Here is a 16,035-nt window from a genome sequence, read left to right on the forward strand (position 1 = left end):
GAATTGAATCAAACCGAGTCGAATCGAACCGATTCGCATCGCATGTACCGATCGGAATCGGAATCGCAGCCTTCCTGACCAAGGGGAGCCGTCTATATGACGGCTTCCCTTTCGGCACGATTCGGCGCGGACGGCCTGCCTGCAGGCGATAGCTTCCTGTTAACCGGCCGGGAGGCGTATGATATACTCCGTTGTGAAAGGGGAGGAAGCCTTGCGACTGCAATGGAACAGATGGATATTGGGCTTCACCCGCAGATTGAGCCTGCGGAACAAGATCGTCGTGCTGTACGTGCTGATCCTGCTGCTGCCCACGCTCGTGCTGAGCAGCGGCGCCGTGTACGGCGTAATCCGCAGCTTTCACCACAGCTATACGAACACGGCGGAGGAGGCCGTGCGGCAGACGGCACAGATCGTCGACTTCAGCAAGAAGAGCTATGACCTGCTGGCCGTCCGGACGGCCACCGACGGCGAGCTGATCGCCAGGCTCGGCCGCGAATACGCGGACATGTCCGAGGTCGTGGACACGGTCAATTACGTGGACCGCACATTCCTGATCACGAGCAAATATTTGCCGGGCATCGCGGACTTCCGCATCTACCATACGAACGAGACGCTCGTTCAAGACGGGCAGCTGCTGTGGCGCCCGGAGGCGCGAATGCTCTCGGGCATGGAAGAGCGCTCCTGGTACGAAGCGGCTGAGAAATCGGACAGTCCGCTCTACTGGAGCAGCGTGCCGGGCAATGCCGATCAAACCGTCATTACGCGCAAAATCATCGACAATACCGGGAATCTGCTCGGCGTGGTCTATATTCTATTGAACTACGATACCGTGTTCGGCGAATTGCTGGATCATCCGTTCAACGACGGCAGCTTGTATATCGTCGACGATGCCCATCGCATTCTTGCGGCGACGGACCGCGCGGATATCGGCAAGCGCTTGCAAGTGAAGGATTGGGGCGACGGCAGCGCCTCCGGAGGAGGAAGCGAAGCCGGAACGGGCGGGGCGGCGCCTTTGCAGGGGGCGGCCGGATCGGGAACGTCCATAGCGGCAGCTGCGGCGGCGGAGAAAAGCGACGAGCTCGACCTGACGGGCACGAAGGACATGCTGATGACCCAGCCGTTGTCCTCCCACTGGACGCTCGTGGCGCTGATGCGCACGAAGCATCTCGACAATCAGAACCGGATGGTGCTCCTTCTGATCGTCAGCATCGTAACGTTCTTCCTGCTGCTCTCGCTGTCGCTGATGACGACGATCGTCCGGAATATCGTCCGGCGGATCCGCAAGCTCGGCAGCCGAATGGGCGGGCTGTCCCGGGGCGAGTTCGAGGCTTCGGTCCGTTACAGCGAGAACGACGAGCTGGGCGAGCTGGAGAACCGGTTCAACTCGATGTCGGAGCAGCTCGGCAAGCTGGTCGAGGACATTACGAAAGCCGGACTCGCGGAGAAGGAGCAGGCGTTCAAGGCGCTACAGGCGCAGATCAATCCTCATTTTATCTACAATTCGCTGGGATTGCTGCGCTGGCGGGCGATGGATGTGGACGATCAGGAGCAAATCCAGATTATCGACGCGCTGACGACGTTTTACCGGATCACGCTGAACAACCAGATCAGCGCCATTCGCATTCGGGACGAGCTCGAGCATGTCAAAGCCTATCTGGACATTTGCCAGTTCCGCTATCCGGGACGGGTGAAAGTCGAATGGGCGATCGACGACGGAGCGCTCGATTTCTATACGATCAAAACCGTGCTGCAGCCGATCGTGGAGAATTGCTACCTGCACGGCGCCATCACCCGCAAGCCGGGGGCGCTGATCCGTATAACCGTCGATCGCGAAGCGGAAGGCATGATTCGGATGTCCGTCTACGATAACGGGCAAGGGATCGACCCGCAGGTTCTTGCGGACATCTCGCAGGGCGTGCACGCGGGCAAAGGCAGCGGATTCGGCACGCCGAACATCAAAGAAAGGCTTGCGCTATATTTCGGGACCGGCGCCGAGCTGACGATCGGCAGCGAGCCCGGCGAATGGACGCTCGTATCCATCGTATTCCCGGCTTGCGCCGTAGAGCCGATGATCAGGAGGGAAGCTTAACATGCTTAAAGTTCTCATTGTGGACGATGAGCCTTCCAATATTCAGGGCCTCGTCCGCTATATCGACTGGCAGTCGCTCGGGTACGACAAACCGATGACGATGGAATCCGGCGAAGAAGCGTTGGAGGAGCTGCGCGCGGTCCCCTTCGACGTGCTCATCTCCGATGTCTCGATGCCCGGCATGAACGGCATCGAGCTCGTGGCGGGCGCCAAGAAGCTGTATCCCCATCTTCAGGTTCTCATGATCAGCGGCTACAATGAATTCGAATTCGTGCAGGATGCCATTCATGTCGGGGCGCAGGCCTACGTGCTCAAGCCGCTGAAGATGGAGGAGGTGTCGAGCCGCCTCGCGGGCTTCCGGGAGACGCTGGACAAGATGCGCAGCATCGTCGACCAGACGAGCGAGCTGGAGAAGAAAGTATCGGAGAGTCAGAAGCTCGTGAAGGAACGGTTCGTAACCGACCTGATCGCGGAAATTCCGCAGACGGACGAGATGCTGGCCTCTTGGAATAACTTGATGGCGCTGCCGGCCGTGGCGGAAGGCTTCCAGATCCTCGTGTTCGGCCTGGATCATTTCCTGTCGCCCGGCAAGGAGGCCAAAGACAGGATTCTTCTTGCAAGCGGATTCAAGCAAACCGTCGAGGTTGGCATGTCCGATACCGAACCGATGTTTCTGGCTCAGATCACGCCGGACGAGATCGCCGTGCTGCATTTCGGACGGACGCCGCAGGCGCGCGCGAAGCTCGAGAAGCGGCTGCCGTTCGTCCAGGGCATGATGAGCGAGCAGTACGGCGCCACGGTCACCATAGGCTGCGGCCGGACGGGCGCCGCTTGGGAAGACGTGCCGCTCTCATATAAGGAGATCAAATTCATGATGGCGCGGGCGCGGCTCATCTCGGACGGACAGATCGTGCGGCACGATTACATCGACCGCAGCGAGTTCCAGGCTTTCCGGCTGAGCGAGGAATTCATGCCGAACATCGTGAAGCTGATGGAAGCGGGCGATTCCGCGAAGGTCGGCGCATACATGAACCGCATCCTGGACGTGCTGCTGGCCCAGGAGCAGGCTTCATTCTCCTACGTGCAGGCATTCGGCATGAGTTTCTTGAGCGAACTGGTTCGGAGCTTGAAATGGAAGGACGATGCCGACGGCGAGATGAATATCCTGATGTGGCGCCGGATGCTCGATTGCGGCAGCACGGGACAAATTATTCTGCTGCTGAACGATTACGTCGACCGGTACATGACGATCGAGAAGAAGGAGCGCATGAACCAGCAGCATAATCTCATCAAGCGCATTGCCTCCTTCATCGAGGAGCGGCTTCAGGAGAATTGGACGGTCAAGCAGCTGGCGGAAGAGTTCAGCCTGAACGCGAGCTACCTCAGCGTCCTGTTCAAGCGGGAGATGGGGAAGACGATCTCCGAATTCGTCCAGGAGACCCGCATCAACCGGGCACGGCTGCTGCTGAAGGATCCGGGCATCAAGGTGTACGAAGTGGCGGATCAGGTCGGCATCCAAACCTCCGCGTATTTTACGTATTTGTTCAAGAAGCTGGTCGGCTGCACGCCGCAGGAGTACCGGGACTATAATTGACATTCTTATTATTGCGGGAGCGGGTGGAGCTGAGCAAAGAGGTGCACCCCGTGCACCCGTGCACCACATTAGCACACGGCTGGTTGATGTTTCACTCGGAGCCGCCAGCCTGCCGAGCAGAAGCCTTCCCGGATTACATGCGGCGGGCCTGGCCCCGAGAATTTCTTCAACGCTTCTTCAATTCTCCTCCGAGCCTTCGGCTCGAGCTGCCCACAATCCAAAAAGCGGCATTCTCCTATGGAGAATGCCGCTTTCATTATAATGCCGGAAATAATCTCTTTCTATTCAACCGTCACGTTCGCGTACTTGTTCGTGATCAATACGTCTTCGAGCTTCGCCTTCCACTCGGCTCTGTTCTCGCAGTTCGGCGAGATGACGATGCGGCGCAGCTTGTCCGTATTGAACGCGAGCGGATAATGCTTCTTCTGCTGGCCGAATTGCTTCTTGTTCTGCGGCAGCAGCAGCGCACGCACTTCGTTCTCCTGGCTGGACGCGCTGTCCTTGACCAGCAGGCTTCTGAGGTCGATCCAAGTCGATTTGGCCATGTCCGGATTTTGATCCAGGATTTGCTTGATTTCGTTCTTGGTCGGCAGCTTTTGACCGGTTTCCTTGCGGAACGTAGTCGTGAAATCCTCAACGATGAAGCTGTGGATGAAGTTGACCATATCGACCGTATCCTTCTGGCTGTACAGGTCAAGCGGCGTGTAGGCTTCCTCTTGGCCGCGGTTGTCCTCCATCAAGCCCGAAATCACGTCGTGGATCACGTTGGTGTAGGCTAGCTGCTGCTTCTCCAGCTTGCTGATGTACGCCGCCAAAATGTTCGTGAACGTCGTATTTTCCTGCGCGATGCCATCCATGAACTGCGTCATGTCGTCGTCGTTGTCGGCTTTCAGCTTCTTCACTTTCTCGGCATCGGTGTAATGCACTTTATTGAACAGCAGCTGGAAGCCGCGCGGCGCGGTCAGCGGATTCGATTCGAATTCGAAGGCGATCTCGCCGTTCGCGGCGTCCGGTGCCGCGGCTTCCGTTTCATTGAAGCTGGCCACGAAGCTGTGCTGCTTAATCAGGTCGGTTAGCGATCCGCCGAGGGATACGCCGTTCTGATAAGCGACTTTGCGCAGTTGAGCGGCCAGGAACGTATGCGTGAAAAACTGCTTTTGGTTTAGGTTCGGCGTCGTAACCATCAACTTAAGCGCTTGCTTGAAGGTTGCGATCAGATCTTGCGTATAGTGCAGGCGATTGAATTCATTCATGTAAAATAAAATGTCGTCCTGTTCGCTCATGCTGCCAACGCGTGTCAGCCACAGCTCCTTGGAGCTTAAAATGCTGGCGGCGCTGTTAATATCTCTTGAGTAATGTACGATCATGTCAGGTGCTCCCTTTTCCCATATGAAAATAATCTAGTACTTCTTACATTATGCAGTAACTTACCGATTCTGTCCCCTATGAATTCATTGGATGACACGTCAGTATTCGACAGATGTGGAAAATATCCTGCCTTGCTGGCAGACTGTCCAAATAAACCCATTTCATTTTACCATAAGAATGCCTCTGATCCAGCAGGTATAAGACAAGTTTACCGAAGAAATCCGGGCGTCGCAACTTTTTGGGGAGCGGCTGGCGTCGGAAGCGTGGTTTGTGCGCAACGCCGAAAAAGGCGCCGGGATCACGCAAGCCTCGCAAGACAGTCACAGCGTGCACAATTCCAGTCGCACAATGGACACTTGCCGGAGAGGATCATGTTAGAATGCAACTATAAGAGAAAGCGCTATCATCTATCATCCTATCATCTTGGTTGAGCCAGAAAGGAGGCAAGGCAGCATGCCCAAGGCAAAACAGAATCTACTGTCCAACGCGGCCGTGCCTGTTCGCAAGCCGTTACCCCCGGCCTATGGGAAGCAGATCATGGAGCCGTATAAGCCGAAGCATGGACTGAGGCACCGCATTCTGCAGCACAGGACGCTTTATCTGCTGTTCATTCCCGTATTCGCCTATTTCGTCCTCTTCAAATATTGGCCGATCGCGATGGCCTGGATCGTGGCCTTCAAGGAGCTGCAGCTCGGCTCGGGCGTCTTCGACAGCCCCTGGGTCGGCCTGCAAAATTTCCGCGACATCTTCGGCTCCCCGGACATTCCGAACGTCATCCGCAATACGATCGAGATCAGCTTGCTGCGGCTCTTGTTCGGCTTCTTCCCGCCGATCCTGCTGGCGATCATGTTCCACGACATGGTGACGCGAAGACTGAAGAAGTGGCTGCAAACGTTCGTGTACATTCCGCATTTCTTCTCCTGGGTCATCGTGTTCGGCGTCGTCTTCGGCTTCTTCTCCGTCGGCGCCGGCTTCGTCAATAACATGCTCGACGCGCTGGGCTTTGCCCGGCATGAATTTCTCCTCGACGCGAACTGGTTCCGGCCGATTCTGATCGGTTCCGCGCTGTGGAAAGAGGTCGGCTGGAGCACGATTATCTACCTGGCCGCGCTCGCCACCGTCGACGCCCAGCTCTACGAGGCCGCGGTGCTGGACGGCGCAGGTCCGCTGAAGCGGATTCGCTACATTACGCTGCCGAGCATCATGCCGGTCGTCACGTTCGTGCTGTGCATCAACCTCGGCTTCCTGCTGAATGCCGGAGGCGAGCAGGTACTGCTGTTCTACAACGACGCGGTCATGGACCGGGCGGATATAATCGATACGTGGGTGTACCGCGAAGGGCTGGCACGCCTGCAATTCAGCATTGCCGCTGCCGTGGGGCTGTTCCAGTCCGTCATCGGGCTAGCGCTTGTCGTCATCTGCAACGCCTTCGCGAAGAAGATATCCGGCCGCGGAATTTGGTAAGGGAGGCAAGGAGCGCCAATGATCCATTCGAAAGCAGACCGTATCTATCAGATCGTCATTCATATTATCGTGATCGCGATCGTCGTCTCGGCGATCTTCCCTTTGATTTATGTGCTCGGCATGTCGCTGACGGGCCAAACCGAGATGATGGAGCGCAACTATTTCGTCATTATCCCGCATGAGCCGACGTTGTCCTCCTATGAGCGAATCCTCTCGTCGCCGCTGATCTGGAAGTCGTTCTTCGTCTCGGTCTTCCGAAGCGCCGCGGGCACGCTGCTGATGCTGGCGCTTACCGTCGTCGGCGCCTATGTCTTGTCCGTCCGGACGCTGCCGGGACGAAGCGTCATGCTGTTCCTCGTGCTCGGCACGATCCTGTTCAACGCGGGCCTTATTCCAACGTATCTGGTCGTCAAGAAGCTGGGCTTCGTCGACTCGATCTGGGTGTTGATTCTCTTGTACCTGGTCGACAGCTTCGGTCTGCTCGTCATCAAGATCTTCATCGAGAACCTGCCGGACGGCCTGATCGAGGCAGGCAAAATCGACGGCGCCGGCGATATCCAGATGCTGCTCCGCGTCGTCGTCCCGCTGGCGGCCCCCGCGCTTGCCGCGATCGGCCTGTTCAGCATCGTCTTCCATTGGAACAGCTGGTTCGACGCGATGGTCTATCTGAACAATGCGTCGCTCTTCCCGATGCAGCTTATCCTGAAGAACATGCTGACCGCCGCGTCCGGCGACATGATGTCGACCTTCCTCAGCAATACGGCCGGCGTGACGCCGGAATCGATGAAGATGGCGACGGTTATCGTGGGCACGCTGCCGATCCTGCTCGTCTACCCGTTCCTGCAGAAGCACTTCGTGAAAGGCGTCTACCTGGGCGCGGTGAAGGGTTAGGCGGTTCGCGCAAGCAATTCTCGTAGGCAATTTTCGTAGGCAATTCTCGTAGGCAATTCTCGCAAGCAATTCTCACGAGCGCTTCTGCAAGCCGCTCCGGCAAGCGATTCTCCGCATAAAGCTGGCTAAAATTCGTTGCATAGGAAGCACCGCGGGCTTCTTGGCATAGCATGATCCATTTCATGAATGTAAAGGGGATGCCACATGATTCGAAAGACTTCGTCAGCGGCCGTATCGCTGCTGCTCTTACTATCCGTCCTGCTCGCCGCCTGCAGCAACAACGGGGGCAACGACGACAATACGACGAACCAAGCAACGGGCAATGCCGCCAAGGGAAACAATGCAAAAGAAAACGACGCGAATGGCGGCAGCGCCGGGACCGACGATGCGGCCAAACCCGCCGACTTGACCTATCCGGAGAAGTTCCCGGACGTGCCGAAGGCCGTCGACTACGACGCCAGCTACGCGTACGACGACATGAGCAAGCACTATAACGTGGATATCATGCTGAACGGCTTCGTCAATCAGCCGGCCACGCAGGATAAGATCAAGGATTTCTACGAGAAAACGTTCAATATGACGCTGACGTTCACGCACTTGGTTCGCGACGATCTCGTCAATAAGACGAACGTGCGATTCGCTTCCGGCTCCGCGCCCGACGTTGTCGCTTTCGGCAGCTCGGACGACCGTTCCGTGGCGCAGGCGCTGTTCAAGCAAAAGCAGCTGCTCGACGCGACGGAAATGCTGCCTTATATGCCGCAGATGATGACGTACGTCACGCAGGAGTACAAGAACTGGGCCACGGATAACGGCAGCATGGTGGGCATTCCCCGCCTGCCGACGTTCCCGGACGTATGGGGCAACTTTATTCGCCAGGATTGGCTGAAGAAGCTTGGCATGGAAATGCCGAAGACGCCGGATGAATTGTTCGCCTATGCGAAAGCAGTCACGACGCAGGATCCGGACGGCAACGGCAAAGCCGACACCTATTTCATGGGCGCGGCAGGCGGAGGCCAAGGCTGGGGCATGCTCGGCGGCCTGATGGATATGTTCGGCCATCGCAGCTGGAACGTGAAGGACGGCAAGATCAACAATCCGATGCTGGACGGCACGACGAAGAATTACTTGACCTTCCTAAAGAAGCTCAACGACGAGAAGCTGCTGGCGCCCGACTGGTATACGATCCAATGGGAACCGTTCAAGGCGTACACGATGCAGAACAAGATCGGGATGGTCAACTACCCGGGCTGGAACCTGCTTCAGGAGCAGTTCTCCGCATCGAAGGGCGACGCGGCGACGATCGAGAATTGGGCGCCGGTGCCTCCGATGAGCGCGACCGGCGAAGAGGGCAAGCTGGGACCTGGCGGAGCGCCGGGCGGCATCTACATCTTCTCCAAGAAGCTGGCGGACGACCCGGGCAAACTGAAGCGGATCGCGCATTTCCTCGATGCGGTGCAGTACCCGAACAAATACTATTGGGTCGGCAATCAAGGCGGCGGTCCGGAGATTTGGCCGGATTACACGAAGGTCGTCAAGGACGAAGCAGCCGGCACGTACTACTACGATTCCGACATGGTGAAGCTGCAGAACGATATGAAGCCCGAGCTCAAGGGCATGATGGATTGGCAGTCCGTCGCATACACGCTGATCTGGGAGAAGCACAAATATTCGCCCGAAGTGCCTTATAACGAGCCGGGAGATAAGTACCAGGATGTCGTCAGGGCTTACCCGCGGCAGACGAATTACGATATGCTGCTGAACCTGCCGGGCGCGACCGTCAACAAGCTGAGCGATTTTACGAAGAAGAACGAGATCGCCTTCGTGCTTGGCAATCGCGATCTTGCGGATTGGGATAAGTACGTCGAGGAGTGGAAGAAAGCCGGCGGCCAAGAGCTGATCGACGCAGCGGCCGAGCAATTGAAGGCAGAGAAGCCTTAAAGGGCTAAACCCTGCATGGCCGCCGCCCTTCGGGAAGCCAACCGCGCTTTGCTCGCCGGCATCTCGCGCAGCCCCCCGCGCGAGGTGCGGCGATGCGCGTTGGGCTATCGGCCTCATGTGCCGTGTCTCCAAGCGTAATTCAGGCCATCCGTGACCTCCGCTTCCCCATGCACCTCATTCTTCGTCGTGGCAGATGAAGGATGGGGTGTATAATGATTCCAGGCACTCGAAGAGACAAGGGGGAACGTCGGGATGTTAAGCGAGCGCATCGGCGCCAGGACGAAACTGCTGGTATGGCTGATCTTGCCGAGCATCGTGCTGCAGGCGGTCATGATCCTGCTGACCCAGCACAATACGGCCGATTACTTGCGCGATACTCAAGATACGGCGCTCCGGGGGATGGTCGCGCAATCCGTCAAGCTGATGGAGAACCAAATGAACGATCTGGTGCTCAACGTCCTGGGCATCGAGGATGACATTAAGAGCGAGGACAGGACGCCGGCTAATCTGATCAACACGATGGAAGCGGTGGCGCATACGAGGCCCGAAGTGATTCGCGGACTGGTCTACGTGCCGAATGACGAAGCGATCGTCGGCTACCCCGAATATTTCTGGAACAGCTTCGGGCAGAAAGAGCTGGCGATCATCAAGGCGCAGACGAACCGCTCCCAGAACGAGGTCGTGTGGTCGGAGCCGTTTCGCTCGACGCTCGCGTCGACGGGAACGAACAGCCTCGTCAGCATCGTCACGAAGCAGCTGTTCGACGAGGACGGCACGCCGCGCGGCGTATTGGCGTTCGTGACCGACGTCATGAACCTCGTGGAGCGAAGCGCCGCTTTCGCCGGCAGCTACGATACGAGCACGCTGCTGTACGATCGGCAGGACGCGCTGATCTACTCCATGACGATCGTCGCGCAAAACAATTTGGAAATGGTATCTTACCAGCAGCAAGAGTTGAAAACGCTGTCTTCGGCGGAGAAGCATTTCGAACGCAATCATCAATATTACGTCGTGTCCGCCATGAGCCAAGTGCCCTATTGGAAGGTCGTCGTCGTCGGGGACGTGAAGAAGCTCGAGGATAATTATCGCCCGGTCGTCCGGTTCGCCATGATCGCGCTGATGATCGGCTTGATCGGCTTGATCGGGATCTACGTCGGCGTCTCCTGGTGGTTCACGCGTCCGATCATGGCGTTGACCCGGGGGATCCGCAAAGTGGCCCGGGGTCATCTGAACCACAGCTTCGAGGTCACCCGCAGGGACGAATTCGGAGAGATGGCCCGGGAAATCAACCGGATGCTGCGAACGATTCAGGAGCTGATCGCCTCGCTGGAAGAGAAGGAGCAGCAGAAGAGGAAGGCCGACTTTCAGGCGCTGCTCTCGCAAATCAATCCGCATTTTCTGTACAACACGCTGAATACGATCGATATCATGGTGGATATCAGCAGCAAACCGGATATTCACAGGGTCATGGGCGTACTTATCAGGCTGCTCAAATACGGGCTCGACCGTACGATGGATTTGCGGCCGCTCAAGCAGGAAATTAACTACGTGAACGATTATTTGACTATCCAATCGGTCCGCTACGAAGGACAGTTCCATTTCTCGGTCGACGTGCCTGCGGAAGAGCTTGGGCGCATACCCGTACTGAAGCTGGTGCTGCAGCCGTTGGTCGAGAATGCCGTCTTCCACGGACTTCGTCCCTTGACCGACCGCCAAGGCATGCTCAGCGTCGTATCGAGACGCGAAGGCGAAGATCTTCTGATCGCAATCGCGGACAACGGCGTCGGGATGACGGAAGAGCGCATCGCGCAGCTCATGAAGGGAAAGCTGGACGAGATGGACGCCGAGGAACAAGGCGCGTACCATATCGGCTTTCGGAACGTGCATGAACGCATCCAGTTGTATTACGGACCCGGGTATGGCTTGCAGGTACAGAGCTGGCCGGGGCAAGGGACGACCATTACGGTGAGGTTGCGAATCGTGCAGGAGGGGGATGCGAATGTCGGAGGCACTCAGGCTGCTGCTGGTCGATGACGAGCCGCTCGCGCTTCGCAGGATCAAGAGCTTCAATCTGCGCAGCCACGGCTTCGAGATCGTAGGGGAAGCGTCGAACGGCAAGCAGGCATTGGATTGCTTGGAACGGCAAAATATCGATATCGTGATCACGGACATCGGCATGCCGGTCATGAACGGGCTGGAGCTGCTGAAATGCCTGCAGACGCAGCCGGCTCCGCCCAAGGTCGTGCTGCTGACCTGCTACGAGGATTTCGAGAAGGTGCAAACGGCGCTTCGTTACGGCGCGCAGGATTATGTCACCAAGGTGCTGCTGAGCGAGCAGGAGCTAATCGACGTATTGCTGCGCGCGGCCGATTCGCTGCGCGCCGAAGAACCGCAGTCCCATGCAGACGAGACGCCGGCGGAGCAGTCGGATCCGCCGTTGATAACTGGCGTGACGAGAAGCGAGATCAAGGAAGCGCTGCTGGTCATCGAGCAGAACTTCGCGACGATCGATCTCGTCGAAACCGCGAGGCGCGTCAATCTCAGTCCGAGCTGGTTCGCCTCGTTATTTCGCTGCGAGACCGGGGATAGCTTCCACGGCTACGTAACGGCGACGCGACTCCGGGAAGCCAAGAAGCTGCTGCGAACGACCGATTACAAAGTCTATGAGGTGGCGGAGCATGTGGGCATCCCGAACTACCGCTATTTCTCTCGGCTGTTTGCGGAGCATACAGGCGTGACGCCGTTGGTTTACAGGAAGAACAGGCTGGAATAACGACGGTCAGTCATGAGCTCGGATGGGCGACAAATGTAGGATGAATGTCCGGTAAAATGACAATAAAATAGCGATAAACGTAACGTAAAATATAATGATAAATGCATGTCGAACAAGCCGAAGCGGATAGGGAAATCCTGTCCCCCGCGGCTTGTTTTTCTTTATATATGAATTGTATACATTCTGCATATTATCATATGGACAGCGCTTTCTTGCCGTGCTATATTGCGGAGTGAAGCGAATAAAGGGAATCGTAGAATCAGAGAGTTGGGCACTATCGATCGTCGGCTTGCCACTTTGTAACCATGCGGAGGGAATCACATGTCGATCAAGACTGCTTTGCCGTGGCTCGGCATCAGCGAGAATCGCCGGTATTTGGTCACGGAGGACGGAGCGCCGTTCTTCTGGCTGGGCGACACGGCTTGGGAATTGTTTCACCGGTCCACGCGGGAGGATGCGGATCATTATTTGGCCAACCGCGCGGAAAGAGGCTATACGGTCATTCAGGCGGTCGGGCTTGCGGAGTACGGAGGCTTGACGGAGCCGAATGCATACGGCAGATGCCCGCTGCACAAGATCCAAGGCGCATATGACCCGGCATCTCCGGACGTCGATGCGGAGCCGGGCGGTTACACGTATTGGGATCATGTCGATTATATCGTGGACAAAGCGGCCGAGCTGGGCCTGTACATCGCCCTGCTGCCGACGTGGGGCGACAAATACCATATTGCATGGGGCGAGGGACCGGACATCTTTACGCCGGACAACGCGAGAGCTTACGGACGCTGGCTCGGCGAACGTTACCGCGACCGTTCCAATATCATCTGGGTACTGGGCGGCGATCGGGCGCTCGTGGAATATCGGCATTTCCAAATCGTCGGCGGGATGGCGGAGGGGCTTGCCGAAGGAGACGGAGGACGCCATTTGCGCGGCTTTCATCCTCAGGGCGGACAGTCGTCCTCCAAGCATGTGCACGACGAGGCGTGGCTGGATTTCAATATGATCCAGTCCAGCCATGGCCATGCCGAGCGGGATAACTACAAGCTCGTCGCCGCCGATTACGCGCGCACGCCGGTCAAGCCGACGCTGGAATCCGAGCCTTGCTACGAGGACCATCCGCGGGGGATGAACCCGGCCAACGGTTATTTCGACGAGGCGGACGTGCGCAAATCCGCGTATTACGGCATATTGTCGGGCGGCTTCGGCATCACGTACGGACATCACTGCGTCTGGTCGATGAACAAGGAGCCGAATCGCACGTTCATCATGTCGTGGCGGAATGCCATCCTTCGTCCGGCCGCGGCGCAGATGCAGCATGTCCGGAATCTGGCGGAGTCTCGTCCGATGCTGGAGCGCGTGCCGGATCAGGACCTGATCGCGTCCAACGAAGAAGGCTCCAACTATGCGGTCGCGGCCAAGGGCGAGCGGCATGCGTTCCTCTACACCCCGAACGGGCTGGCGCTTCAGGTAGCCATGGGACGTATCGCGGGCAGCGAAGTGACGGCGTCCTGGTTCGATCCGCGGACGGGGGAGACGACGGCGATCGGTACGTTCCCGAACGAAGGCGAGACGGCGTTCCTGCCTCCTATTGCCGGCAGGGGCAATGACTGGGTGCTCGTGCTGGATTCCATCTAATAACGAAGAACGAAACGAAGAACAGGGTCGGGAACGGCGAAAGGAAGTCATGGAAACGATGAGAGTGCTCATTATCGGAGGAACCGGCACGATCAGCACGGCGATTACGGAACAGCTGCTCGCGCGCGGCGACACGGACGTATGGCATTATAACCGAGGCAGCCGTCTGGCCCCCGAAGGGGTGCGTACCTTGACCGGCGACAGGAGGAATTTCGCCCGGTTCGAGGCGCAGATGGCGGAGGCGGGGCGGTTCGACTGCGTCATCGACATGGTCGGCTTCAGGCCGGACGAAGCGGAGAGCGCGGTTCGCGCGTTCACGGGACGTGCCGGGCAGTATATCTACTGCAGCACGGTCGACGTCTATACGAAGCAGGCGGAGCGTTATCCCGTCGCCGAGGACGGTGCGCGGGACGCGCTGCCATCGTTCCCTTATGCATATAACAAGGTGCTGAGCGAGAATATTTTGCTGCAAGCCCATCACCCGCAGCATTTCCCGGTTACGATCTTCCGACCGGCGCAAACCTACGGCGGGAGCGGGACCGCGGTCGCTTCCCTTGGCGACGGCGTCAGCCAGATGAAGCGGCTCCGGGAGGGCCGCCCTATCATCGTTCACGGCGATGGAATGTCGATCTGGTCGGCTTGCCACCGCGACGATGTCGCGCGGGCGTTCGTTCGGGCGATCGGCAACGAGGCGGCGTTCGGCCGAGCGTATAACGTGACCGGCGAGGAATGGATGCGCTACGATTTCTATTGGGAGGCAGTCGCAAGGGCGCTTGGAGCGCCGGCGCCTGCGCTTGTGCACATCCCGACGGATCTGCTGAGCAGGCTGCTGCCGAAGCGGGCGGAATGGTGCGCGGAGAACTTCCGCTATAATAATATCTTCGATAATTCCGCAGCCAGACGCGATTTGGATTTTCGCTATACGGTCACGTGGGAGCAGGGCATTCGCGGCGTCATCGCCGAGCTCGACCGGACCGGCGCGATCGAAGCGGCGGCCGAGCAGCCATGGTACGATGAACTGCTGGCAGCCTGGTCCGAAGCGGGCCGGGTCATGGGTGAACGAATGGCCGGCTTGGACGGATAGATGGATAAATGCGGTTAAATAAGCGTTGAAAATCATGTGAATGACCGAAGAAATCCCGGAGGCGGCTTACGTCTTCGGGATTTTTATGCGGGGGCTTGGACCGATGCGTTCTACGGATCGACCGGGGTCGCGGCGACAGGCGAGCAGGCTCGCGCTTATGGTATAATGGCGCAGAGAAACCAAGCAAAGGCGGTCATTCGCAATGTTAATTCCTATCGCGTCCCGGCTGGACGAAGCCGAGATTCAAGAGCTGCTGGGCTGGTCGGTATTTCCCGAGCCGGAGAAGCTTCAGAACGCAGTCGACTTATACAAGAACGGAACGACGCATACGCTGCTCGGCTACGAATCCGAAGGCGACATCATCGGCGTCATCGGCTACCATCGCCCGAGCGAAGGCGTAATCGAGATCGCGCATATTGCCGTTACGCCCGAAGAACGGTTCAAAGGCTACGGAAGAGGGCTGATTCTCGAGCTGCTGGCATTGGAGAATCCGACCGCGCTCGTGGCGGAGACCGATGACAATGCCGTCGACTTCTATCGGAGCAGCCGGTTTACGGTGGAGAGTCTCGGCGAGCTGTACCCGGGCGTGGAGCGGTATCGCTGCACGTACGATCCGGAGGCGTTCGAGGACGAGGAAGAGGACTAGGACGATGGCGGGGTCATGTTTGAGTGCGAAGCTTGGTGCCGAAAAGCTGCAGTAGCGCAGCTTTTTGAGCCCCGGGTGGCGAATTCGTGCCGAAAAGCTGCAGTAGCGCAGCTTTTTGAGCCCCAGGTGGCGTAATCGTGCCGAAAAGCTGCAGTAGCGCAGCTTTTTGAGCTCCGTGTGGCGAATTCGTGCCGAAAGCTGCAGTAGCGCAGCTTTTTGAGCCCAGGTGGCGAATTCGTGCCGAAAAGCTGCAGTAGCGCAGCTTTTTGAGCCCCACATACGACGTTTTCTACGAACAAGGATAGAAAGAGGAGCTGCCGCGGCAGCTCCTCTTTGTTATTTGACCGTTAGCAATGCGATTCCTAGACTACTGATCAAGCCGATCGTAATTGCACAGCGCCCTTAGCACGTCAATTGTTAAGATGCTTCGAACAGCTGTTGCAGAATCAATGCCTGCAAGCCATCCGGCGCGAACTTCGCGAGGTACATACAGCAGCGAATCGTGAACGTTTCCATCGGCCGTTCGACCTGCATCCACCTCCCATCGACAGTC

General features: G+C 57.8%; 11 protein-coding genes. 10 read left to right on the forward strand and 1 reads right to left on the reverse strand.

From position 1 onward, the window contains the following. Positions 1–211 precede the first annotated feature (211 nt). Positions 212–2,089: a cache domain-containing sensor histidine kinase gene (locus GT003_RS25380; RefSeq protein WP_204798969.1), complete on the forward strand. Its 1,878-nt coding sequence runs from the start codon at positions 212–214 to the stop codon at positions 2,087–2,089. Position 2,090: 1 nt separating this feature from the next. After that, entirely contained in the window at positions 2,091–3,683 is a 1,593-nt protein-coding gene (locus GT003_RS25385; protein WP_161703240.1) for a response regulator, read from the forward strand. 281 nt (positions 3,684–3,964) lie between these two features. On the opposite strand, the gene GT003_RS25390 is transcribed toward GT003_RS25385, so the two are convergent. Then, positions 3,965–5,050, reverse strand: a complete 1,086-nt coding sequence (locus GT003_RS25390; RefSeq protein WP_161703242.1) for a hypothetical protein — start codon at positions 5,048–5,050, stop codon at positions 3,965–3,967. A 454-nt stretch (positions 5,051–5,504) separates the two neighbouring features. On the opposite strand from GT003_RS25390, the gene GT003_RS25395 reads away from it, so the two are divergent. The 8 genes from GT003_RS25395 to GT003_RS25430 all read left to right on the forward strand — a co-directional run bounded on the left by GT003_RS25395 (position 5,505) and on the right by GT003_RS25430 (position 15,482). Beyond that, positions 5,505–6,515, forward strand: a complete 1,011-nt coding sequence (locus GT003_RS25395; RefSeq protein ID WP_161703244.1) for an ABC transporter permease — start codon at positions 5,505–5,507, stop codon at positions 6,513–6,515. An 18-nt stretch (positions 6,516–6,533) separates the two neighbouring features. After that, on the forward strand, positions 6,534–7,406 hold the full coding sequence (locus GT003_RS25400) for a carbohydrate ABC transporter permease (protein ID WP_161703246.1): 873 nt from the start codon (positions 6,534–6,536) through the stop codon (positions 7,404–7,406). 204 nt (positions 7,407–7,610) lie between these two features. Then, a complete protein-coding gene (locus tag GT003_RS25405; protein WP_161703248.1) occupies positions 7,611–9,344 on the forward strand; it encodes a type 2 periplasmic-binding domain-containing protein in 1,734 nt (577 codons plus the stop codon). A 252-nt stretch (positions 9,345–9,596) separates the two neighbouring features. Next, entirely contained in the window at positions 9,597–11,378 is a 1,782-nt protein-coding gene (locus tag GT003_RS25410) for a sensor histidine kinase (protein ID WP_161703250.1), read from the forward strand. Further along, the gene (locus tag GT003_RS25415) at positions 11,344–12,117 is read left to right on the forward strand and encodes a response regulator transcription factor (RefSeq protein WP_161703252.1); all 774 of its coding nucleotides are present in this window, start codon (positions 11,344–11,346) and stop codon (positions 12,115–12,117) included. Before GT003_RS25410 ends, GT003_RS25415 begins: the two co-directional genes overlap by 35 nt. Positions 12,118–12,438: 321 nt before the next feature. Next, the gene (locus GT003_RS25420; RefSeq protein WP_170312339.1) at positions 12,439–13,752 is read left to right on the forward strand and encodes a glycoside hydrolase family 140 protein; all 1,314 of its coding nucleotides are present in this window, start codon (positions 12,439–12,441) and stop codon (positions 13,750–13,752) included. A gap of 49 nt (positions 13,753–13,801) precedes the next feature. Continuing rightward, positions 13,802–14,836, forward strand: a complete 1,035-nt coding sequence (locus tag GT003_RS25425; protein WP_204798970.1) for an NAD-dependent epimerase/dehydratase family protein — start codon at positions 13,802–13,804, stop codon at positions 14,834–14,836. 202 nt (positions 14,837–15,038) lie between these two features. Then, positions 15,039–15,482 carry a GNAT family N-acetyltransferase gene (locus tag GT003_RS25430; protein WP_161703254.1) on the forward strand — a complete coding sequence of 148 codons (444 nt, stop codon included), beginning with the start codon at positions 15,039–15,041 and terminating at the stop codon, positions 15,480–15,482. Positions 15,483–16,035: the final 553 nt, after the last annotated feature.

Origin of the sequence: Paenibacillus sacheonensis, from assembly GCF_009909195.1 — a bacterium.
GTDB lineage: Bacteria > Bacillota > Bacilli > Paenibacillales > Paenibacillaceae > Paenibacillus_Z > Paenibacillus_Z sacheonensis.

What these genes read in the sequence shown, in the direction of transcription:
- GT003_RS25385 (WP_161703240.1), top strand. Translation starts at nt 2,091, where the DNA reads ATGCTTAAAGTTCTCATTGTGGACGATGAGCCTTCCAATATTCAGGGC.
- GT003_RS25390 (WP_161703242.1), bottom strand. Translation starts at nt 5,050, where the DNA reads ATGATCGTACATTACTCAAGAGATATTAACAGCGCCGCCAGCATTTTA.
- GT003_RS25395 (WP_161703244.1), top strand. Translation starts at nt 5,505, where the DNA reads ATGCCCAAGGCAAAACAGAATCTACTGTCCAACGCGGCCGTGCCTGTT.
- GT003_RS25400 (WP_161703246.1), top strand. Translation starts at nt 6,534, where the DNA reads ATGATCCATTCGAAAGCAGACCGTATCTATCAGATCGTCATTCATATT.
- GT003_RS25405 (WP_161703248.1), top strand. Translation starts at nt 7,611, where the DNA reads ATGATTCGAAAGACTTCGTCAGCGGCCGTATCGCTGCTGCTCTTACTA.
- GT003_RS25410 (WP_161703250.1), top strand. Translation starts at nt 9,597, where the DNA reads ATGTTAAGCGAGCGCATCGGCGCCAGGACGAAACTGCTGGTATGGCTG.
- GT003_RS25415 (WP_161703252.1), top strand. Translation starts at nt 11,344, where the DNA reads ATGTCGGAGGCACTCAGGCTGCTGCTGGTCGATGACGAGCCGCTCGCG.
- GT003_RS25420 (WP_170312339.1), top strand. Translation starts at nt 12,439, where the DNA reads ATGTCGATCAAGACTGCTTTGCCGTGGCTCGGCATCAGCGAGAATCGC.
- GT003_RS25425 (WP_204798970.1), top strand. Translation starts at nt 13,802, where the DNA reads ATGGAAACGATGAGAGTGCTCATTATCGGAGGAACCGGCACGATCAGC.
- GT003_RS25430 (WP_161703254.1), top strand. Translation starts at nt 15,039, where the DNA reads ATGTTAATTCCTATCGCGTCCCGGCTGGACGAAGCCGAGATTCAAGAG.